The following is a 19607-nucleotide window of genomic DNA, read 5'->3' on the forward strand; positions in this document are numbered from 1 at the left end:
GTCCGCGACTGCGGCGTGTACAGCCACGCCAACCCGGGCGGGCAGATCATCCCCCGGCGGTGACCCGTGGCGGGGCCCCCCGGGGCGGGGGCGGCCGAGGCCGGGCCGTCACACGTGCGGCGAGGCCGCCGGGCCGCCGCTCGCCCGGGCCGCGCCCAGCGGCGCCAGCACGGCCGCCGCGGCCGAGACCGTCGCCGACAGCAGCGCCGCCGTCCGGCCCGCCTCGTACAGCTGCTCCCGGGCGTCCCGGGCCGCCCGGACGGCGTCGAAGCCGCTGTCGGCCACCGCCGTGCCGGGGCCGATCCGGCCGGCCGCCTGCTCGCTGCTGAGGAACGAGGCCAGCTGGTCGAGCAGTTCGGGCAGGTGCGCGGTCAGGCCGGCCAGCGCGCCGACCGCCTCGGCGGCGTCCGCCGGGTGCAGCAGGCCGGGCCGGCCGCCGTCCCGGGTGGCGAGGCCGGCGGAGCGGATCAGCTCGGAGGCTTCGGAGGCCAGCTCCGCGGCGGACAGGTGGGGCGGCACGGGACGGGTCATGACGGGCTCCCTCGGCGCTGCGGCGGCGGCCGGCCGGCCGCCCGGGGACACCGGGCGGCCTCCCCGCCGCCCGCCTGCCCGCGCGGCGCGCCCGCACACGCCCGTCCCGCGTGATCGTCCGCCGGCGCCCCTTCCGCTCCCACCCAAACCGCCGCCCGGCCGGCTCCGAACGGTCCGTGGCGGACGCGGACGGACGGAGAGGACGACGGCATGATCGAGGTACGCAGGACCATCACGGTGGCACGCCCGCTCGACGAGGTGGCGCGCTACCTCGCGGACTTCTCCCGTACCGAGGAGTGGGACCCGGGCACCGTGCGCTGCACCCGGGTCGGCGACGGCCCGGTGGCGCCCGGCGCCCGCTGGCACAACGTCTCCCGCTTCCGCGGCCGCACCACCGAGCTCGACTACCGCCTGGACCGGCTGGAGAGCGGCCGACTGGTGTTCGTCGGCGCCAATCGCACGGTCACCGCGACCGACGACATCGGCCTCACCGCGGCCACCGGGGCCACCACCGTGGTGGACTACCGTGCGACCCTGGAGTTCAAGGGCCTGGCGAGGCTGGCCGCCCCGTTCCTGCGCGCCGAGTTCGAACGGCTCGCCGACCGGGTCGCGGTCCGGCTGCCGGAGGCCCTCGCCGGGCAGTGACGGCCGCCGGGTCCGCGAGCGATCGGAGGTGCCGCATGGCCGATGGCGGCCTGCCGTACGGCCTCCGGGTCCCCGACGAGGGCCTGTTCGGCCCCGGATCGGCGTCCTGGGAGGTCCACGCGGACCCGTCCCTGCTGCTGGGCGGCCTGCGCGCCCTGCTGCTCCAGGCGCTGCACCCGCTCGCCATGGCCGGGGTCGCCCAGCACTCGGCGTTCCGCGAGGACCCGTGGGGGCGGCTCTACCGCACCGCGTTCTTCATCGGCGCCGTCACCTACGGCACCGGCGAGGAGGTCCGGGAGGCCGTCGGCCGGGTGCGCCGGGTGCACGAGCACGTCCGCGGCACCGACCCGGCCACCGGGCGGCCGTACCGGGCCGACGACCCCGACCTGCTGGTCTGGGTGCACGCCACCGAGGTCGGGTCCTTCCTCGACGTCGCCCGCCGCGCCGGACTGGCGGTGAGCGGCGCCCGGGCCGACGCCTACCTGCGGGAACAGGTCGCGGTGGCCCGGCTGGTCGGCGTGCCGCCGGACGTCCCGGTGCCCGACTCACGCCGCGCACTCGACGCCTACGTCACCCGGACCAGGCCCGAGCTGCAGGTCACCCCGGCCGCCCGGGAGGCCGTCCGGCTGGCCTTCGTCCCGCCGCTGCACGGCCGCGCCGTCCTGGCCGCCCCCGCCTTGCCCGCCTGGGGCGGGCTGATGGGCCTGGCGATGGCGCTGCTCCCGCCCTGGGCCCGCCGGATGTACGGCCTGCCGGGCTGGCGGCTCACCGACCGCACCGCGACCCTGGAGGCCCGGGCGCTGCGCGCCGCCCTGCTGCGGGTGCCGCGCTCCTGGTGGGAGGGCCCGCACCTGGTCGAGGCGCGGCGCCGGTACGGCCCCGCCGCACCGGACCTCACTCCGGCGCGAACAGCCGGTCCAGGAACGCGTGCAGATTCGCCAGCAGACGCTCCGCCTGCTGCTCCACGGTGAGCGACTCGGTGATCCTGGTGCCGCCCGCCGCGGGGGTGCGCAGCCCGCGCACGTAGAGCGAACAGGCCAGGTCGGTGCACATGTACAGCCCGGCCGAGTTGCCCTGCCGGCCGGCCGCGCCGGCCTTGCGGGCGGTCAGCAGCGAGACGCCGCTGCCGGCGTGGGTGGTGAGGCAGAGCGAGCACATGCTGCGGTGCAGGAAGTCGCGCTGCCGGCCGGGGAACCGGAACGCCACGCCGGTGAGGCCGCCCTCGCGTTCCACCACCAGATAACTGCGGTCGGGCGCCCCAGGATCTCGCCAGCCGAGGAAGTCCAGATCGTCCCAGGGGAGTTCGGCGAGGTCGCGGGGGACGGGCAGGCGCTTGGCCTCCCCCTTGGAGCAGTTGGCGAACGAGCTGCGGATGTCGGATTCGGTCAGAGCTCTCATGGCTGGGGACTCTAACCGTGCCTGTGTATCCTAGGCAATCGACTAATGGCTCTAGGTTCTGGTGCGGGAGAGCCGCACCGCGGAGGTGGGCGCGGATGGCGCGGGCGGGTCTGACGGCCGAGCGGGTCGTCCTGGCGGCGGCGGAACTCGCCGACGAGGTCGGGTTCGAGAACGTCACGGTGTCCGCGCTCGCCCGCGGCTTCGGGGTGAAGGACGCCAGCCTGTACTCGCACGTCCGCAACCTGCAGGACCTGCGCACCCGGGTCGCGCTGCTCTCCGTCGCGGACTTCGCCGACCGCCTCACCGCCGCGGTCGCCGGCCGGTCCCGCGGCGAGGCGCTGACCGCCTTCGGCCGCGCCTACCGGGAGTTCGCCGTCGCGCACCCCGGCCGCTACGAGGCCACCCGGTTGCGGATCGACCCCGAGCTGCTCGCCGACGCGCCCGCCTACCGGCGGATCCTCGACACCACCTATGCCGTCTTCCACGGCTACGGCCTCGCCGAGCCCGACCTCACCGACGCCGTCCGCCTGGTGCGCAGCGCCTTCCACGGCTTCGCCGCCCTGGAGTCCTCCGGCGGCTTCGACCACCCCCGCCCGGTGGCCGAGTCCTTCGAGCGCGGCCTGGCGGCCCTGCACCTCGTCCTGGAGAACTGGCCCCGCACGGCCGGCCCGGACCCGGCGCCCTGAACCCCGCGGGCGGCCCGGTGCGTGGCGTGTATCACACGAACGGGTGGGGCCGGAAGGAATGCGGAGCGGCCCGGCGGAGCTGAACACGGCGTCCGATCGATGCACGTGCACACACCAGCCGGGCGCCGTTACGCGCGGCGCGCCGCAAGGAGATTCCACGACCATGACCGCAGCCGAGTCCCTCACCGACGCCGTCCAGGCGCTCTCCCGGCCCGTCGAGCTGAACGGCCTGACCGTGCCGAACCGCATCGCCATGGCGCCGATGACCCGTCAGTTCTCCCCGGGTGGCGTCCCGGGCGAGGACGTGGTGGCGTACTACTCCCGCCGGGCGGCCGCCGGCGTCGGCCTGATCATCACCGAGGGCACGTACGTCGGCCACGCGTCGGCCGGGTCGAGCGACCGGGTGCCGCGCTTCCACGGCGAGGAGCAGCTGGCCGGCTGGGCGGAGGTCGCCAAGGGCGTGCACGCGGCGGGCGGCACCATCGTCCCGCAGCTGTGGCACGTCGGGATGGCGCGCCGGGCGGGCCAGCCGCCGTACGCGGACGCCCCGGCCGTCGGCCCCTCCGGCATCGGCACCGACGGCGTCGAGGGCCGCGGGCAGGCGATGACGCAGCAGGACCTGGACGATGTGGTCGCGGCGTTCGCCGAGGCCGCCGCGGCGGCCGAGCGGGCCGGCTTCGACGGGGTGGAACTCCACGGCGCCCACGGCTATCTGATCGACCAGTTCCTGTGGGCGGGCACCAACCGCCGCACCGACGCCTACGGCGGCGACCCGGTCGCGCGGACACGCTTCGCGGCGGAGATCGTGGCCGCGGTGCGCGCGGCGGTCTCCCCGGCGTTCCCGGTGATCTTCCGCTTCTCGCAGTGGAAGGCGGACGCGTACGACGCCCGGCTCGCCGGGACGCCCGACGAGCTGGAGGCCGTGCTCTCCCCGCTGGTCGCCGCCGGCGTGGACGCCTTCCACGCCTCCACCCGGCGCTACTGGCTGCCGGAGTTCGAGGGCTCCGACCTGAACCTCGCCGGCTGGGCGCGCAAGCTCACCGGCAAGCCGTCCATCACCGTCGGCTCGATCGGCCTCGACGGCGACTTCATCAAGGCCTTCCAGGGCGAGGGCGCCCCGGTCAAGGCCATCGACAACCTGCTCGACCGCCTGGCGCGCGACGAGTTCGACCTGGTCGCCGTCGGCCGTGCCCTCCTCCAGGACCCGGAGTGGGCCGCCAAGGTCCTCGCCGGCCGCTTCGACGAGCTCGTCGCCTACGACGGCTCGGCGCTGGCCAGCCTGGTCTGACCCGGCCCGCGCCCGCGCTCCCGGGCCGGGTGGGCCCCGCGCGTGCGGCCCCGTGCGGGTACTTCCGGGTTTTCCGGCGCGGGACGGCTCCAGTGGCCACACTGGTCACGCCGGCGGCGGCGGACCGCACGCGGCCGGCCGTGGCGCGCCGCCCGGCCCGCCGGACGGAGGGCGGGGGTCAGCAGGTGAGCGACAGCACGGATCCACCGGCGGACGAGCGGACGGCGCCGGCGCAGACCGAACGCCGGGCCACCCTGGGCGAACTGGCCCTGGGGCTGCGCGTGCTCGGGCCGGACGACCTGTCCGCCCGCACTCCCGCCCCGCACACCGTCAACTTCCACGGCGAGACGGTGTACGTGACCGGCCACCGCGCCACGGTCAACGTGACGCCGCGCGCCGAGGTCAGCTGGCCGCTCACCGTCGGGCCGGTACCCGCTCCGGACGCGGCGGCCCAGCCGCGCACGGCCGTCGGGCAGCAGCTGGCCGACGCCCTGGCCGAACACCGCTCCGTGCTGCTCAGCGGGCCCGGCGGAGTCGGCAAGTCCCAGCTGGTCGCGGCCCACGTGCACCGGGCCCTGGACACCGGCGCCGGCCGGTTCGTGCTCTGGGCGGACGCCACCGACGGCCCCTCCCTCACCGCCTCGTACGCCAGGGCCGCGCAGCGGCTGCTCCTGCCCCACCTCCGGGACCGCGACCTCGACGGGCAGGCCGAGGCGTTCCTGGAGTGGTTCCGCACCCCCGGCCCCTCCGCCCTCGTCGTCCTGGACAACCTCGCCGACCCCGCCCTGCTCGCCGACCGGCTGCCGCACAGCACCGCCGCCGACCGCCGGGTCATCGCGACCACCCGGCTGCGCGGCGCCTCCACCGGCCGCCTGCTGGGCGCCGTCGTACCGGTCGGGACCTTCGATCCGGCCGAGTCGCTGGCCTTCCTGCGCGAGCGGATCCTCGCCTCCGAGGTGGCCTACCTGGCCGAGGACGAGCACTCCCCCCGGCTCTCCGAACTCGCCGAGGAGCTCGGGCACCTCCCGCTCGCCCTCGGCTGCGCCGCGGCGGCCATGGTCGCCGGCGAACTGACCGCCGACGATTACCTGGCCGACCTGCGCGAACGAGCCCGCACGCTGGACGACCTGCTCACCCCCGACCCCGGGGCGGGCGGGCTCGGCCTCACCGCAGCGCTCCTGCTCTCCCTGGAAGCGGCGCAGCGCCGACGCCCCAAGGGCGCCGCAGGCCCGGCCCTGCGGCTCGCAGCCTGCTACGACCCGGTCGGGCACCCCGAACGCCTCTGGCAGGCGCCGGTGGTACGGGACCTGCTGACCGGCCAGGGGGCGGAGGACGACCCGGGGGCCGGCCGGCGCGGCATCGGCGACGCGGCGCTGCGCGTCCTGCACGAGTACGGGCTGCTCACGCACAGCCGGCGGGCCGAGCCCCGGGCCGTGCAGCTGCACGCCCTGACCGCCCGCGCGGCCCGCGACACCCTCACCCCCGCGGAGCTCGCCACCTGGGCCGCCTGTGCGGCCACCGCCCTGATCGACCTCTGGCCCGAGCACGACTACACGGACGCCGAGCTGGAGGACACCCTGCGGGCCAACGCGCGGCGCCTGCACGGCAACCTCGGCGATCGGCTGTACGCGGCGCCCGACGGCCCCCGCCTGCTCACCCGCTACGCCCGCAGTGCGGCCGCCGCAGGGCTGCTCCACGACGCGGTCGGCATCTGGGCCGACCACGCCGCCACCGCCGAACGCCTGCTGGGCCCGGACGCGCCGGAGACGGTCGCCGCCCTGTGGGGCCGGGCCGAGACCCTGGTCGCCACCGGCGACCACGCGGGCGGCCTGGCCCTCGCCCGGGAGGCCGCCGAGCGTGCGCTGCGCACGACGGGTGCGGCCTCGGAGTCCGCCCTGTCCGCGCGGCTGGTCGCCGTCCGGGCCCACCTCGCGGCCGGCCGCTACGAAACGGCCGCGGCGCTGGCGGGCGGCCTGGTCGACGACACGGACTCGCGGCTCGGTCCGGGCAGCAGGGTGGCGCTGGCGGCCCGGCTGGCCGCGGCGGAGGCCGAACGGCTCTGCGGCCGCCCGGAGGCGGCTGCCGAGCACGAGCAGGCGGTCCTGGACCGGTCGGGCGTCTCCGGGGGACTCGGCGGAGACGGAGACCTGCGGGTGGAGGGGGCGGTGCTGATCACCCGGTTCATGCGGACCGGGGACGCACGCGCCGCTCACGAGGCGGCACTTCAACTCCTGAAACGCCGCGAGCTGCTGCACGGCCCCGAGCACCCGGAGACGGCCGGGGCGCGGCTCGCCGTGGCGGTGACCGCCGTACGCAGCGGGCGCGGTGACGAGGCGTTCGAGCGGGCGACCGCCTCCGCCGAGGCCCTGGCCGCCGCCCTCGGCGACGAGCACGCGGCGACGCTGAGCGCCCGGACGGTCGCCGCCCTGGCCCTGGTCGCGGTCGGACGCCCCGCGCAGGCGGCCACGGCAGCGGCGGTCGCGCTCACGACCGCCGTCGCCTCCGTGGGGGAGGAGCACCCGACCGCGCTGCAGTGCGCCGCCGTGCTCGCCGCCGCGCTGACCTCCGCCGGACGGCACCGCGAGGCACTGCCGGTGCTGGAACGCACCACGGCGCTGCGGGCGAGGGTCCTGGGCCCGACCCACCCGGAGACGCTCGCCTCGCGGGCCGATCTCGCCGCGGCCCGCGAGGTCGACGGCCGACTGGCCGAGGCGGAGGCGATGCTGGGCGAGGTGCGTGACGCCTGCGCGGCGCAGCGCGGCGAGGAGCACCCGGAGACCCTGACGGCGCGGCACAATCTCGCCGTGGTCCGGTCGAGGCAGGGCCGCGACGCCGAGGCCGCCACCGAGCTGGCCGACGTGGTCCGCCTGCGTTCGGCCCTACTGGGCCCCGAGCACCCCGCCACCCTGACCGCCCGGCAGACCCTCGCGGTCGCGTGGGCGCACATCGGCCGCACCCGCGACAGCCTCGACGAGAACCGCGCCGTGCTGGAGATCCAGGCGGGCACGCTCGGCCTCACCCACCCCAGCACGCTGAACAGCCGCATCAACGCGGCAGTCGCCCTGCAGAACAGCGGGCACACCGCACAGGCCGTGGACGAGGTCCGTGCGGTCGCCGCCGACGCGGCCGAGGTGCTCGGCGAGGACCACCCGATCACCCTGACCGCCCGGGCGAACCTCACCGACAGCCTCTCCAGGCTCGGCCGGCACGACGAGGCCCTCGAACTGGCCCGGGCACTGGCGGACCGGGCGGCACTGACCGGCCCGCCCGCCCACCCCACGGTGCTGTCGCTGCGCACCGGGCTGGCCCGCCGCCTGGCCGAGGCCGGCCGTTCGGCCGAGGCGGTCGCCGTCCAGGCAGACCTGCTGGCCGACGCCGAGTCGGCCTTCGGCCCCGACCATCCGGCGGTCCTGCTCGCCCGGAGCGACATGGGCAACCTGCTCGTCGCAGCGGGGGACTTCGGCAGGGCGGTCGGGCTCGCGCACGAGACCCTGACGGGCACCGTGGGGCGGTACGGGGAGGAGCACCCGCAGAGCCTCGCGGCCGCGGTCAACCTCGGTGCCGCCCTCTACGCGGCCGGGCTGGTCGAGCAGTCGACCGCGGTGACCGAGGCGATCGCCGAGACCTGCGCGCGGGTGCACGGTCCGCAGGCGCCCGCCACGCTCAACGCGCGCGGAAACCTGGCGGTCGGACTGGCCGGGTGCGGCCGCACGGCCGAGGCGATCGAGCTCGGCCGGGACGTGCTCGCCCGCCTCACGCAGATGTACGGCCCCGGCCACCCGGACACGCTCGGCGCGAAGGCCAACCTCTCCGGCTCGCTGCGGTCCGCCGGGCAGTTCGACGAGGCCCTCGCGCTCGGCCGCGAGGTGGCCGAGGCACGGCGGGAACTGCTCGGGCCGGAACACCCGGACACCCTCACGGCCGAGATCAACCTGGCGGCGTACCTGTGGGACGCGGACCGGGTGGACGAGGCGGTCGCCCTGGAGCGGAGCGTCCTCGCGGTGCGCGAAGCGGCCCTGGGCCCGGGCCACCCCGACACCGCGCTGGCCCGTAACAACCTCGCCCACAGCCTGTCGGCCCTCGGCGACAGCCGGACCGCCGCGGACCTGCACGCCCGCAACGCGGAACTCGGAGCCCGCCTCCTCGGCCCCGACCACCTGTCCGTCCTGGAGAGCCGCTGCGCCCGAGCCCGCGAACTGGGCTCGTCCGGCCGGCACACCGAGGCGCTGGCGGAACTCGAGGACGTGACGGCGCGGGCCGACGCGGCCGCCATGGACGCCGCGGTCCGCTCCTCCTTCCGCCTCAGCCTCGCGCTCGCCCACGACGAGGCGGGCCGGACCGCCGAGGGCCTGGCGCTGATGCAGCAGGTCGCGGCGGAACGCACCGAGCGGATCGGTCCGGAGAGCCGGGACACCCTCACCGCCCGCACCAACTGCGCGACGCTGCTCGGGCGGCTCGGCCGGACCGCCGAGGCGCTGGCGCTCCAGCAGGAACTGCTCGACATCCACGAGCGGCTGTGGGGGCCGGACCACCCCGACAGCCGGTCCGCCCGCGCCGATCTGGCCGCAGCCACCCATCGGGCCGGCCGGTTCGCGGCGGCCGCAACGCTGTTGGAGCCCGTCCAGGCGGCCCGCCTGGCCGCGCTCGGGCCCGACGACCCGCGGGTCCTGGTGCTGACCGGCAACCTGGCCGGCATGCGCTCGCGCGCCGGCCTCCCCGAACTGGCCATCCCGGCCGAGGAGGACGTGCTCGCCCGGCGCGAACGCGTCAACGGAGTGCAGGACCCGGACACCATCTGGGCCCGGGGCAACCTCTCCGCCAGCTGCCGCCGGGCCGGGCGCACCACCGAGGCGGTCGGGCACGCGCGGAGGGCGCACCGGGACGCGCTCGCGGTGCTCGGCGCCGAGCACCCCCTGTGCCGGCGGATCGCCGCCGACCTCGCCGACGCCCTGCTCGCCGACGGACACCCCGCGGAGGCGGCCGAAGTCGCCGGACCCCTGTGGTCCACCGCGCTGGCCGCCGGCGCCCCGGGGCACCCGACCGCCGTGCAGGCGTGCACGGTCCTGGCCCGGATCGCGCTCGCCGCCGGACACCCGGACGAGGTGGCCGCCCTCGCGGCACCCGGGCTCGCCGCCGTGGCCGACACCATCGGCGCGGACCACCCGGACGCGCTGATGCTCCGGCATATCAGCCTGGTCGCCGCAGCGGGCGACCCGGCGGCGGGCGAGCAGGCGGGCCCGGCGCTGGCCGCACTCGCCGCCGCCCTCGGCGAGCAGCACCCGGAGTACGTCGAGGCGGCCCGGCTCGCCGGTGCGTGCTGAGCCGGACCGCTCCGGCGCGGGCCGGCCGGCCCGGGCGGTTCAGAAGGTGACGTTGACCTCCGCGTTGGCGCCGCTGCTCACCACGGCCTTGTCGTGGAAGTTGTTGGTGGTGTGCGTGGTGTCGTTCGAGTACGTGTCGCGGCGCACCGACACGTTCGCCACCGACGCCAGCGGAGCACCGCCCCGCGCCTGCCGTACCGCGTCCGCGAGTTGGTCCAGGGCGGCCTGAAGCGCGGGATCGGCCTCCAGCGCCTCGGCTATCGCACGCTCCAGGCCCGTGCGGACCTCCGGTGCCAGGACGGGCAGCGCCTGCTCCGCCTCGGCCTGCGCCGCCTCGACGGCGGCGCGCCCGCGCAGCCGCCCCATCACGGAGTCGTGGGCGCGGTTGCCGAGCTCCTCGATGGTGTCGTCCACGATGCCGTCCGCCTTGCCGCCGACCCGCCTGGCCTTGCGGACCGCCCACGCGAACACCATGGCCGCGGCAACTTCCACTCCGGTCATGCACTGCCTCCGAACGCTGAGGGCGAAGGAACTCCGGGTCCCCGAATGTCCGGAATCTAGCCGCCGGCGGCCGCTCGCGGACCGGAATCGGGAAGCCGGCCGGTGCCGGGCCGCTACCGGGGTTCGCCGAACGACCCGTGCCGGCCGGCGCCCGCGGCGAAGCGGTCCGCCCCGACCTGGGTCTCCCCGGCGGCCAGTGGCACCGTGCCGTGCCGGTGCTCGGCGGCCAGCGCCGCCGCCCCGTCCAGGCCGTGCTGCTCCCGCACCGACAACCGGTCGCTGCGCAGGCACAGTTGGGGGAAGGCGGCCAGTTCGCGGGCCAGGCTCTCGGCAGCCGCCCGCGAACCGCCGGGCGGCACCAGGCGGTTGGCCAGCCCGATCCGGAACGCCTCCTCGGCCGGTACCGGCCGCCCGGTGAGGATCAGGTCCATCGCCCGGCTCTCGCCGATCAGCCGCGGCAGCCGCACAGTGCCGCCGTCGATCAGCGGCACGCCCCAGCGGCGGCAGAACACGCCGAACACCGCGTCCTCCTCGACCACCCGCAGGTCGCACCAGAGAGCGAGTTCGAGCCCGCCGGCCACCGCGTGGCCGGCGACGGCGGCGATCACGGGCTTGCCGAGCTCCATCCGGGTGGGGCCCATCGGGCCGTCCCCGTCGGGGGTCACCCGGTTGCCGCGCGGGGTCCCGACGGCCTTCAGGTCGGCTCCCGCGCAGAACGTGCCGCCCTCGCCCCAGAGCACCGCGACGGCCGCCTTTGGATCGGCGTCGAACTCCCGGAAGGCCTCGGCCAGCAGGGCCGCGGTCGGCCCGTCGACCGCATTGCGCACCCCGGGCCGGCTGAGCACGACGGTGAACACCGGCCCGTCCCGCTCGACCCGCACGGCCGGCCGCCCGGTCACCGCCCCGCCGCCCCTCGGCAGCCCGGAACCCCCAGGGGCCCCGCGGCACGGGCCGGTTGCGCGGATCGGACGGGGCGGGACGCGCCGCGGCGCGCCGGATCTGCGGCTGACATGGCGGGGACGATAGCCCGGGCGCCCCGGCCCGTCCACACCACGCGCCGCCGGCCCGGCGGGTGACAGGTGCGCCGGCGGGCTCGCGGCGGCGCGCGCGGGCCGGCCGACCGCGCTTCCCCGAGCGTCGCCCAAAGCACTGCCCGGAGGGGCCGGGTCTGCGAGAATCGACGGCCGGCGGCGGCGAGGGAGGGAGGCGGGGTGGAGGAGCAGATCCGGCCGCGGATCGCGCAACTTCGGCTGGACGAACTGCTGGAGGAGCTGCAGGCGCGGATCGACGCGGCCCGTGGCACCCGCGACCGGGTGCACCGGCTGCTGGAGGCCGTGCTCTCGGTCGGCCGCGAACTCGACCTGACCCATGTGCTGCGGCGCATCGTGGAGGCCGCCGCGGTGCTCGTCGACGCCTGCTACGCGGCCCTCGGCGTGATCGGCCCCGACGGGGACTCCCTCTCGCAGTTCCTGACGGTCGGTCTGTCCGAGGGCGAGATCTCCCGGATCGGCCCGTACCCGACCGGCAAGGGCATCCTGGGTGAGCTCATCCGCCACCCCGAGTCGCTGCTGCTCGCCGACCTCGCCGCGCACCCCGCCTCGCACGGCTGCCCGGCCCACCACCCGGTGATGCGGACCTTCCTCGGGGTGCCCGTCCGGGTGCGCGACGAGGTGTTCGGCAACCTGTACCTCACCGACAAGCGCGGCGGCGAGGGCTTCGACGCCGACGACGAGTCGGTCATCGCGACGCTGGCCGTGGCCGCGGGCGTGGCGATCGACAACGCCCGCCTCTACGAGGAGGCGCAGCGCCAGCAGCGCTGGCTCAGCGCGAGCGCGGAGATCACCCGGAGCCTGCTCTCGGGCAGCCCGCGCTCGCGGGTGGTGGAGGCGATCGCCCAGCGCGCCCTGGAGATCACCGGGTCGGAGATCGCCGACATCTCGGTGCGCGCCCAGGGCGGCGACGGCCTGCGGGTCGAGCAGGCGGCCGGCCTCGACGCCGACACCCGCCGGGGGGCGCCGGTGCCGCTGGAAGGGACGCTCTCCGGCCGGGCCTGTACGAGCGGGTCGCCGGTGATCACCGGCGACCTCGCGGGCGACCCGCGGCTGTCCGCCGGACCGCTGTCCTTCACGGGCCTCGGTCCGGCCGTGGCCGTCCCGCTGGGCCGGACCGCCGGGCCGATCGAGGGCGTCCTGCTGCTGGCCCGTCGCCCCGGGGAGCCTGCCTTCACCGGCCGGGAGATCGGCCCGCTCCAGGACTTCGCCGACCAGGCTGCGCTGGCCCTGGAACTGGCGGAGCGTCGCCGCGGCGCGGAGCAGGTGGCGATGCTGGAGGACCGCGACCGGATCGCCCGCGACCTGCACGACCTGGCGATCCAGCGGCTGTTCGCGACCGGGATGACGCTGCAGAGCGCGGCCCGACTCATCGACCACACGGGGGCCGCCGACCGGGTGCTGCGCGCGGTCGGCGACCTGGACGACACCATCAAGATCATCCGTTCGACCGTCTTCGGTCTGCGGGCGCGCGAGCGGGAGGGCCGTCCCGGACTGCGCTCACGGGCCGTCAGCGCGGTCGAGGAGGCCCAGCCCGCACTCGGGTTCGCACCCCGGCTGAGCATGGAGGGCCTGCTCGACACCGACGTCCCGGAGCACGTCGCCGACCAGGTGGTCGCGGTGCTCGGCGAGGCGCTCAGCAACGTCGCCCGGCACGCCGGCGCCGCCCGGGTCGACGTCGTCCTGGTCGCCGCCGGGCGGCGGGTCGCCCTGACGGTGTGCGACGACGGCGTCGGCATCCCGGCGCAGGGCCGGCGCAGCGGGCTGCGCAACCTCGCCGAGCGGGCCGCCTCGGTCGGCGGCGACTTCGAGGTGGCCGGGCCGCCGGAGGGCGGCACCCGGCTGGTGTGGTCGGCCCCGCTCGGAACCTGACCGAACGTCGATCCCAGTCTCTCAGCACCATTCCGGCGGCATGCCCGGCCCGCCGAAGTCGCAGTGCATCCGGTGGTGCAGGCCCATCAGTCTGATCACCCGGGAGGGCTGGCGCCCGATGTGACGGAGCATCACGCGTCGTGCAGTGCCACACCGTTCGCTCATCCGGACGAACAGTCCGGCGCCGGAGCTGTCGCAGAAGGTCACTCCCGCCAGGTCGCACACCAGGTCGAAGCGGCCGCTGTCGGAGGCCAGCCGCAGCAGCTCCGGTTCGAGGCGGGCCGCGGCATGGACGTCGAGCTCGCCGCGCAGGCGGACGACCGTGGCCCGGTCGAGGGCGGACCGGTGGACGGACGAGATCCCGGTACCCGCCGGTGCTGGGACGAACAAGGAGGCCTCCGGATGATGGGCGCGGTGGTGGCGCGGGGTGCGGCAGGCCGCCCGATCCCGCGGGACCGGTGCGGCGGCAAGGACCGCAGCCAACCAGTGGCCGGGATGGCGGGGCGAGGCCCCGTGGTCCCGGGTCGGCAGGGCCGAAGGTCCCGGGTCGGAGCACTGCGCGCCGGGGCGTGCCGCCCGGCTCGGCCGGAGCGCACACCGGCGCGTACGGGGGCCGCGCGCCCCGCTCGGAGCGCCGCCCGCCGCCGTGCCGCTCCGTACGCCGACAGGCGGGGCGCCGGGCGGGGCGTAGGGCGGTCGGGCGGCAGGCGGGGCGTAGGGCGGTCGGGCGGCAGGCCGACAGTGGGCGGCCGGCCCGGCGGATCAGCCGACGCTGAAGTCCGGGAGCAGCTTGTGGGCCTGGGCGGCGGCGTTGTTCAGCCCGGTCCGGGTGCTCTCCTCCCCGGTGAGGATCTTGGTGAGCTCGGTGCCGAGCGGGCCGTAGAGCTCGCTGTACTCCGCGAGGGCCGGGCGCGGGCGGCCGACGGCCAGCACCCGCTGGAAGCCCGCGATGCCCAGGTTTGCGGTCACGTCCGAGGTGTAGGCATCGCTGCGGGTCGGCAGGGTGGCGTTCTTGATGGCGGAGAAGGTCTGCGAGTTCGCCGAGGTCATGAAGGCGATGAACCGCTGGGCGGCGGCCCGGTGCGCGGCGTCCGAGCCCGCGTACGCCACCAGGTTGTGGCCGCCGAGCGGGGCGCCGGGCGTGCCGCCGTCGCCGGACGGGACCGGGGCGATGCCGAGGTTGGCGTAGCTCTGGAACGCGGGGGACTGGAAGACGTTCGCGGTCTCCCACGGGCCCTGGATGATGGCGGCGACCTTGCCGCTGCCGAACGCGGCCATCCGGTTGGCGTAGCCCTTGTCGCTGGTGTCCGGCTTGGCGACGCCGGGCGCGGTGAACAGGTCCCGCATGGTGTCGATGCCCTTGACGGCGGCGTCGGAGTTGACCGTGATCCGCCGGCCGGCGACGTCGACCATGTCGGTGCCCTCGCCGTAGAGGAACGGCATGGCGTAGTAGTCCTTGGGCTCGACGGCGAAGCCGTCGGCGCCGGTCCGCTGCTTGATCCTGGCGGCGTCGCTCTTCAGCTCGTCCCAGGTGGCCGGGGGCCTGGTGATGCCGGCCCGGGCGAACAGCTCCTTGTTGTACATCAGGGCGAGGGTGTCGGTGACCTGCGGCATGCCGTAGAGCCGGCCGTTGTACCGGGCCTGCTCCATCAGCTGGGGCCGGAACTTGGCGGAGTCGGCCGAGGCCGGGGTGCCGTCGAGCTGGGCGAGGTAGCCGGCCTTGGCGAAGCCCGCCGTCCAGCCGACGTCGGCGCGCAGCACGTCGGGCGCGGTCTTCTGGGCGGCGGCGGCCGTGAAGCGGTCCCGGGCCTTGTCGAACGGGACGTTGACGTAGTGGACCCGGACGTCCGGGTTGGCCTTCTGGAAGTCGGCGACCAGGACCTCGAAGGTGGGGGCCTCGTTGGCGGCGTCCGAGGTGTCCCACCAGGTGATGGTGACCGCGCCGGTGCCGGCCGGATCGGCCGTCCCGGTGCCGGCCCCGGAGCCGCAGGCGCTGAGCGAGACGGCGATGGCGGCGGTCAGGGCGAGGGCGGCGGTACCACGGCGCACGGTGACTCCTCGGGTGGTTCGGGTGGTTCGGGGTACGCCGCGGGGACACGCAAGCGATGGGTGCGGGCGGGCAGGTCGGTCCGGCGCGCCGGGTCGTGGGGACGCGGCGCGTTCGGCCTCGCTGCGGAGGTGCTGGTCGTGCACGGGCGGGGGGTGGCCCGCGGGTGGGGTGCAGGTGGGGGTGCGCGGGCGGTGGGGCCCGGTGGCCCGCGGATCGGGGGAATCCGCGGGCGGGCGGCTGCCGGGGTGGTGGCGACCGGTGAGGACGATGCCGTGGACGCGGGGCGGCAGTCAAGGCTTCCGGACGAAAATCTGAAAGTTTCTGCAAAGAATTTCTGTCGATCTGCCCGCCCGGCCTCCTTCGGACGTCCATCCGGATCGCGGCCCGGTGGGAGCGGTTCCACGGTGTGGCGATACTCCCTGGTGACCGGCTCTTTACACAGAAGGTCGCTTTCCGTAACCTCGTGATGCTTCTTGCGGATCCTTGCGCAAGGGCGGCGGTCACGGTGGAGGCCGTCCTCCGCGGCACCCCCGGAGCCGGCGTACCGAGCCTGCCGGGCCGCCGCGAGGCCGTTCGGGCTGCGATGCGCCCGCCGGCCCGTCCGAATCGTCCTGCCGCTCCGGCAGTCCCCGTCTCCTCGCCCTCCTGCCCCACACTGCGCCCGGATCCGGGTGTGGCGGAGAGCGGGTCCCCCCTGCCCGCGGCGCCATCCGAGGGGTTCACCTTGACATCGCGACCACGTCGCACGCGGCGGCCCACGCCCGTCGCCCTCACCCTGGCAGCCGGCCTGGCCGCCACGCTGCTGTCGACCGCGCCGCTCGGCGGTGCGGCCAACGCCGCTGCCACGGCGGACAGTTCGACCGCCACGGGCAACACGGCCACCGTCTTCTACTACACCAAGACCCGCAACTGGGCGGCGTACGACCTGCATTACGCACCGGACGGCGGGACCTGGACGACCGTTCCGGGTGTCGCGATGGAGGCGGCCTGCACGGACTGGGTGAAGAAGACCATCGACCTGGGCACCGCGACCGGGCTGCAGGCGACCTTCAACAACGGCTCGGGGACCTGGGACAACAACGGCGGCAAGAACTATGCCCTGGGCACCGGCACGGTCGTGGTGAAGGACGGGGTGATCGCCCACAGCGATCCCTGCGGCACCGACAACGGTACGGGCTCCTCGCCGAGCCCCAGCCCGAGCCCGACGCCGACCGGCGCCACGGCGACCGTCTTCTACTACACCAAGACCCGCAACTGGGCGGCGTACGACCTGCATTACGCACCCAACGGCGGGACCTGGACGACCGTTCCGGGTGTCGCGATGGAGGCGGCCTGCACGGACTGGGTGAAGAAGACCGTCGACCTGGGCACCGCGACCGGGCTGCAGGCGACCTTCAACAACGGCTCGGGGACCTGGGACAACAACGGCGGCAGGAACTACGCCCTGGGCACCGGCACGATCACCGTCCGGGACGGCGTCGTCGGCTCCGCCGACCCGTGCGCCGGCGCCACCGCGAGCCCCACGTCCTCCGCTCCGGCCTCCGCCTCGGCGTCCCCCAGCACCTCCGCGACCGCCTCGGCCTCGGCCTCGCCGAGCAGTTCGCCCTCCGGCGGGAACACCGCGACGGTGTTCTACTCCACGGCGGTCACCGGCTGGAGCATCGTCAACCTGCACTACGCACCGGCCGGCGGTGCGTGGACGGCAGTGCCCGGCATCGGCATGGACCTCGCCTGCACCGGCTGGTACAAGCGGACGGTGTCGCTCGGCACGGCCGCCACCCTGGCGGCCACCTTCAACAACGGAAACGGCACCTGGGACAACAACAACGGCGCCAACTACGTGCTGTCCGCCGGCACCAGTACCGTCCAGAACGGCCGGGCGACCGCGAACGCGGCCGACCCGTGCGCCTCGGTCGTCCCCGACACCACGGCGCCGAGCGTCCCCGGCACGGTGGCGGCCTCCGCCACCGACACCTCGGTCGTGCTCACCTGGAACCCGTCCACCGACGACACCGGGGTGACGGGCTACCAGATCACCCGAACCGGCGGTACCAAGGGCACCACGGTCGTCAACTCCGGCTCCACGGTGTACTCGGACACCGGCCTGGAGCCCGACACGGCCTACACCTACACGGTGAGGGCACAGGACGCGGCCGGGAACGTCTCGGCCGCCTCCGCGCCCGCCACCGCCACCACCGGCAGCGCTCCGCCGCCGGCCGCGGCCGGCCAGATGCTGGGCACCGACCCGCGCAGGGACCCGATCTACTTCGTCCTCACCGCGCGCTTCAACGACGGCGACAGCTCCAACAACCGCGGCGGCAGCCAGGACGTGAAGTCCGGCAACGCCGCCAACAACGACCCGATGTTCCGCGGTGACTTCAAGGGCCTGGTCCAGAAGCTCGACTACATCAAGGGCCTGGGCTTCTCCGCGATCTGGATCACCCCGGTGGTGCTCAACCGGTCCGACTACGACTACCACGGCTACCACGGCTGGGACTTCTACCGGGTCGACCCGCGGCTGGAGTCCGCCGGCGCCTCGTACCAGGACCTGATCAACGCGGCGCACGCCAAGGGCATCAAGATCTACCAGGACGTGGTCTACAACCACAGCTCCCGGTGGGGCGCCAAGGGCCTGTTCGTGCCCACCGTCTACGGCGTCCGGGACTCCCAGTGGTCCTGGTACTACGACGAGAAGGAGGACGGCTTCGAGTACGACGGCCTCACCGTCGACCCGAAGACCGGCAAGTCGTACTACAACGGCGACCTCTGGTCGACCGCCAGGCCCGCCGACTCGACCTGCGTCGGCTGGGGCACGCCCACCCAGAACAAGAGCCCCGAGGGCTACACCATCTACAACTGCCAGTGGCCGTCGCCGACCTCGGGCATGTTCCCCTCCACGTACTACCACCAGTGCTGGATCGGCAACTGGGAGGGCGAGGACTCCCGCTCCTGCTGGCTGGCCGACGACCTCGCCGACTTCAACACCGAGAACGCCCAGGTGCAGAACTACCTGATCGGCGCCTACGACAAGTACATCGACATGGGCGTCGACGGCTTCCGGGTCGACACCGCGGTGCACATCCCGCGCGTCACCTGGAACCGCCGCTTCCTGCCCGCGATCCAGCAGCGGGTCGCCCAGGACTGGGGGCCCGACAAGGCGCAGAACTTCTTCGTCTTCGGCGAGGTCGCGGCCTTCGTCAACGACAAGTGGAACCGCGGATCGGTCGACCACTCCGCGCAGTTCTACACCTGGAAGGAGCGCAAGGAGTACACCGCCGACGACACCCAGGCCGCCCTCGACCAGTACACCTACGAGGAGCAGCTCGGCACCGGCAACCAGCCCACCTCCACCAACGCGTTCCTGGACGGGAACACCTTCCACGCGCCCGACCACTCGAAGTTCTCCGGCATGAACATCATCGACATGCGGATGCACATGAACTTCGGCGACGCGCACAACGCGTTCTTCAACGGCAAGGACTCCGACGACTCCACCAACGACGCCACGTACAACGTCGTCTACGTGGACAGCCACGACTACGGTCCCAACAAGTCGACCGTCCGCTACACCGGCGGCACCGACGCGTGGGCCGAGAACATGGCGCTGATGTGGACCTTCCGCGGCATCCCGACGCTGTACTACGGCTCGGAGATCGAGTTCCAGGCGGGCAAGACCATCGACTGCGGGCCGTCCTGCCCGCTGGCGACCACCGGCCGCGCCTACTACGGGGACAAGATCGCCGGCAACGTCACGGCCGCCGACTTCTCGGTGGTCTCCTCCGCGGACGGCGCGGTCGCCACCACCCTGCAGCAGCCGCTGGTCAAGCAGGTGCAGCGGCTCAACCGGATCCGCCGGGCGATCCCGGCCCTCCAGATGGGCCAGTACTCGACCGACGGCGTCCAGGGCGGCGGCATGAGCTTCAAGCGCCGGTACACGGACGCGGCGAGCGGCACCGACAGCTTCGCCCTGGTCTCCGTCACCGACGGCGCCACCTTCACCGGAATCCCCAACGGCACCTACAAGGACGCCGTCTCCGGTGACGTGCGGGTGGTCACCGGCGGCACCCTGGCCATCGCCGCCCCCGGCAAGGGCAACCTCCGGGTGTACGTGCTCGACCTCGGCGGCCGCAACGCCGCCCCCGGCAAGATCGGCACCGACGGCCCGTACCTGAGGTGACCGGAGGGGCACCGGCGGGCGGCCTCCGCCCCGGGTGGGTGGGGGGGGGCGGGGGGTGGCCCCCCGCCGGGCGGCCCCCCCCGGGCCCC

At 75.2% G+C, this 19607-nt stretch carries 13 protein-coding genes; 7 read left to right on the forward strand and 6 right to left on the reverse strand.

Annotated elements, in window-relative coordinates; all coding sequences use genetic code 11:
• Positions 1-108: 108 nt before the first annotated feature.
• Positions 109-531, reverse strand: a complete 423-nt coding sequence (locus ACFV0G_RS08815) for a hypothetical protein (RefSeq protein ID WP_380543892.1) — start codon at positions 529-531, stop codon at positions 109-111.
• A gap of 210 nt (positions 532-741) precedes the next feature.
• Between ACFV0G_RS08815 and ACFV0G_RS08820 the strand changes: the two genes are divergently transcribed.
• Entirely contained in the window at positions 742-1176 is a 435-nt protein-coding gene (locus ACFV0G_RS08820) for an SRPBCC family protein (RefSeq protein WP_380543895.1), read from the forward strand.
• Between the two features lie 35 nt (positions 1177-1211).
• Complete coding sequence (locus tag ACFV0G_RS08825) at positions 1212-2147, forward strand: oxygenase MpaB family protein (RefSeq protein WP_380543898.1); 936 nt, start codon at positions 1212-1214, stop codon at positions 2145-2147.
• Here the strand turns inward: ACFV0G_RS08825 and ACFV0G_RS08830 are convergent.
• A complete protein-coding gene (locus tag ACFV0G_RS08830) occupies positions 2071-2574 on the reverse strand; it encodes an FBP domain-containing protein (protein ID WP_380543901.1) in 504 nt (167 codons plus the stop codon). The genes ACFV0G_RS08825 and ACFV0G_RS08830 overlap by 77 nt on opposite strands.
• Before the next feature lie 95 nt (positions 2575-2669).
• Here ACFV0G_RS08830 and ACFV0G_RS08835 point away from each other — a divergent pair, with 95 nt between their 5' ends.
• The 3 genes from ACFV0G_RS08835 to ACFV0G_RS08845 all read left to right on the forward strand — a co-directional run bounded on the left by ACFV0G_RS08835 (position 2670) and on the right by ACFV0G_RS08845 (position 9869).
• Positions 2670-3260 (forward strand): TetR/AcrR family transcriptional regulator, encoded by a 591-nt coding sequence (locus ACFV0G_RS08835; RefSeq protein ID WP_380543904.1) that lies wholly within the window; start codon positions 2670-2672, stop codon positions 3258-3260.
• Between the two features lie 163 nt (positions 3261-3423).
• The gene (locus ACFV0G_RS08840; RefSeq protein WP_380543907.1) at positions 3424-4548 is read left to right on the forward strand and encodes an NADH:flavin oxidoreductase; all 1125 of its coding nucleotides are present in this window, start codon (positions 3424-3426) and stop codon (positions 4546-4548) included.
• Between the two features lie 185 nt (positions 4549-4733).
• Entirely contained in the window at positions 4734-9869 is a 5136-nt protein-coding gene (locus ACFV0G_RS08845) for a tetratricopeptide repeat protein (RefSeq protein WP_380543910.1), read from the forward strand.
• 39 nt (positions 9870-9908) lie between these two features.
• On the opposite strand, the gene ACFV0G_RS08850 is transcribed toward ACFV0G_RS08845, so the two are convergent.
• Both ACFV0G_RS08850 and ACFV0G_RS08855 read right to left on the reverse strand, forming a co-directional pair.
• Entirely contained in the window at positions 9909-10370 is a 462-nt protein-coding gene (locus tag ACFV0G_RS08850; protein WP_380543913.1) for a hypothetical protein, read from the reverse strand.
• A gap of 113 nt (positions 10371-10483) precedes the next feature.
• On the reverse strand, positions 10484-11269 hold the full coding sequence (locus ACFV0G_RS08855; RefSeq protein ID WP_380543916.1) for a crotonase/enoyl-CoA hydratase family protein: 786 nt from the start codon (positions 11267-11269) through the stop codon (positions 10484-10486).
• Positions 11270-11581: 312 nt separating this feature from the next.
• Here ACFV0G_RS08855 and ACFV0G_RS08860 point away from each other — a divergent pair, with 312 nt between their 5' ends.
• Positions 11582-13291, forward strand: a complete 1710-nt coding sequence (locus ACFV0G_RS08860) for a GAF domain-containing protein (RefSeq protein ID WP_380543918.1) — start codon at positions 11582-11584, stop codon at positions 13289-13291.
• 21 nt (positions 13292-13312) lie between these two features.
• On the opposite strand, the gene ACFV0G_RS08865 is transcribed toward ACFV0G_RS08860, so the two are convergent.
• Positions 13313-13681, reverse strand: coding sequence for an STAS domain-containing protein (locus tag ACFV0G_RS08865; RefSeq protein WP_380543921.1), 369 nt, complete (start codon positions 13679-13681; stop codon positions 13313-13315).
• A gap of 372 nt (positions 13682-14053) precedes the next feature.
• On the reverse strand, positions 14054-15340 hold the full coding sequence (locus ACFV0G_RS08870; protein ID WP_380543925.1) for an extracellular solute-binding protein: 1287 nt from the start codon (positions 15338-15340) through the stop codon (positions 14054-14056).
• 725 nt (positions 15341-16065) lie between these two features.
• Here ACFV0G_RS08870 and ACFV0G_RS08875 point away from each other — a divergent pair.
• Complete coding sequence (locus tag ACFV0G_RS08875; protein ID WP_380543929.1) at positions 16066-19518, forward strand: carbohydrate binding domain-containing protein; 3453 nt, start codon at positions 16066-16068, stop codon at positions 19516-19518.
• The last annotated feature ends 89 nt before the right edge of the window (positions 19519-19607 follow it).

Origin of the sequence: Kitasatospora sp. NPDC059571 (genome assembly GCF_042735675.1) — a bacterium.
Classification (GTDB): domain Bacteria; phylum Actinomycetota; class Actinomycetes; order Streptomycetales; family Streptomycetaceae; genus Kitasatospora.

Coding starts and splice junctions, on each gene's coding strand:
- ACFV0G_RS08815 (WP_380543892.1), bottom strand. CDS start 531: ATGACCCGTCCCGTGCCGCCCCACCTGTCCGCCGCGGAGCTGGCCTCC.
- ACFV0G_RS08820 (WP_380543895.1), top strand. CDS start 742: ATGATCGAGGTACGCAGGACCATCACGGTGGCACGCCCGCTCGACGAG.
- ACFV0G_RS08825 (WP_380543898.1), top strand. CDS start 1,212: ATGGCCGATGGCGGCCTGCCGTACGGCCTCCGGGTCCCCGACGAGGGC.
- ACFV0G_RS08830 (WP_380543901.1), bottom strand. CDS start 2,574: ATGAGAGCTCTGACCGAATCCGACATCCGCAGCTCGTTCGCCAACTGC.
- ACFV0G_RS08835 (WP_380543904.1), top strand. CDS start 2,670: ATGGCGCGGGCGGGTCTGACGGCCGAGCGGGTCGTCCTGGCGGCGGCG.
- ACFV0G_RS08840 (WP_380543907.1), top strand. CDS start 3,424: ATGACCGCAGCCGAGTCCCTCACCGACGCCGTCCAGGCGCTCTCCCGG.
- ACFV0G_RS08850 (WP_380543913.1), bottom strand. CDS start 10,370: ATGACCGGAGTGGAAGTTGCCGCGGCCATGGTGTTCGCGTGGGCGGTC.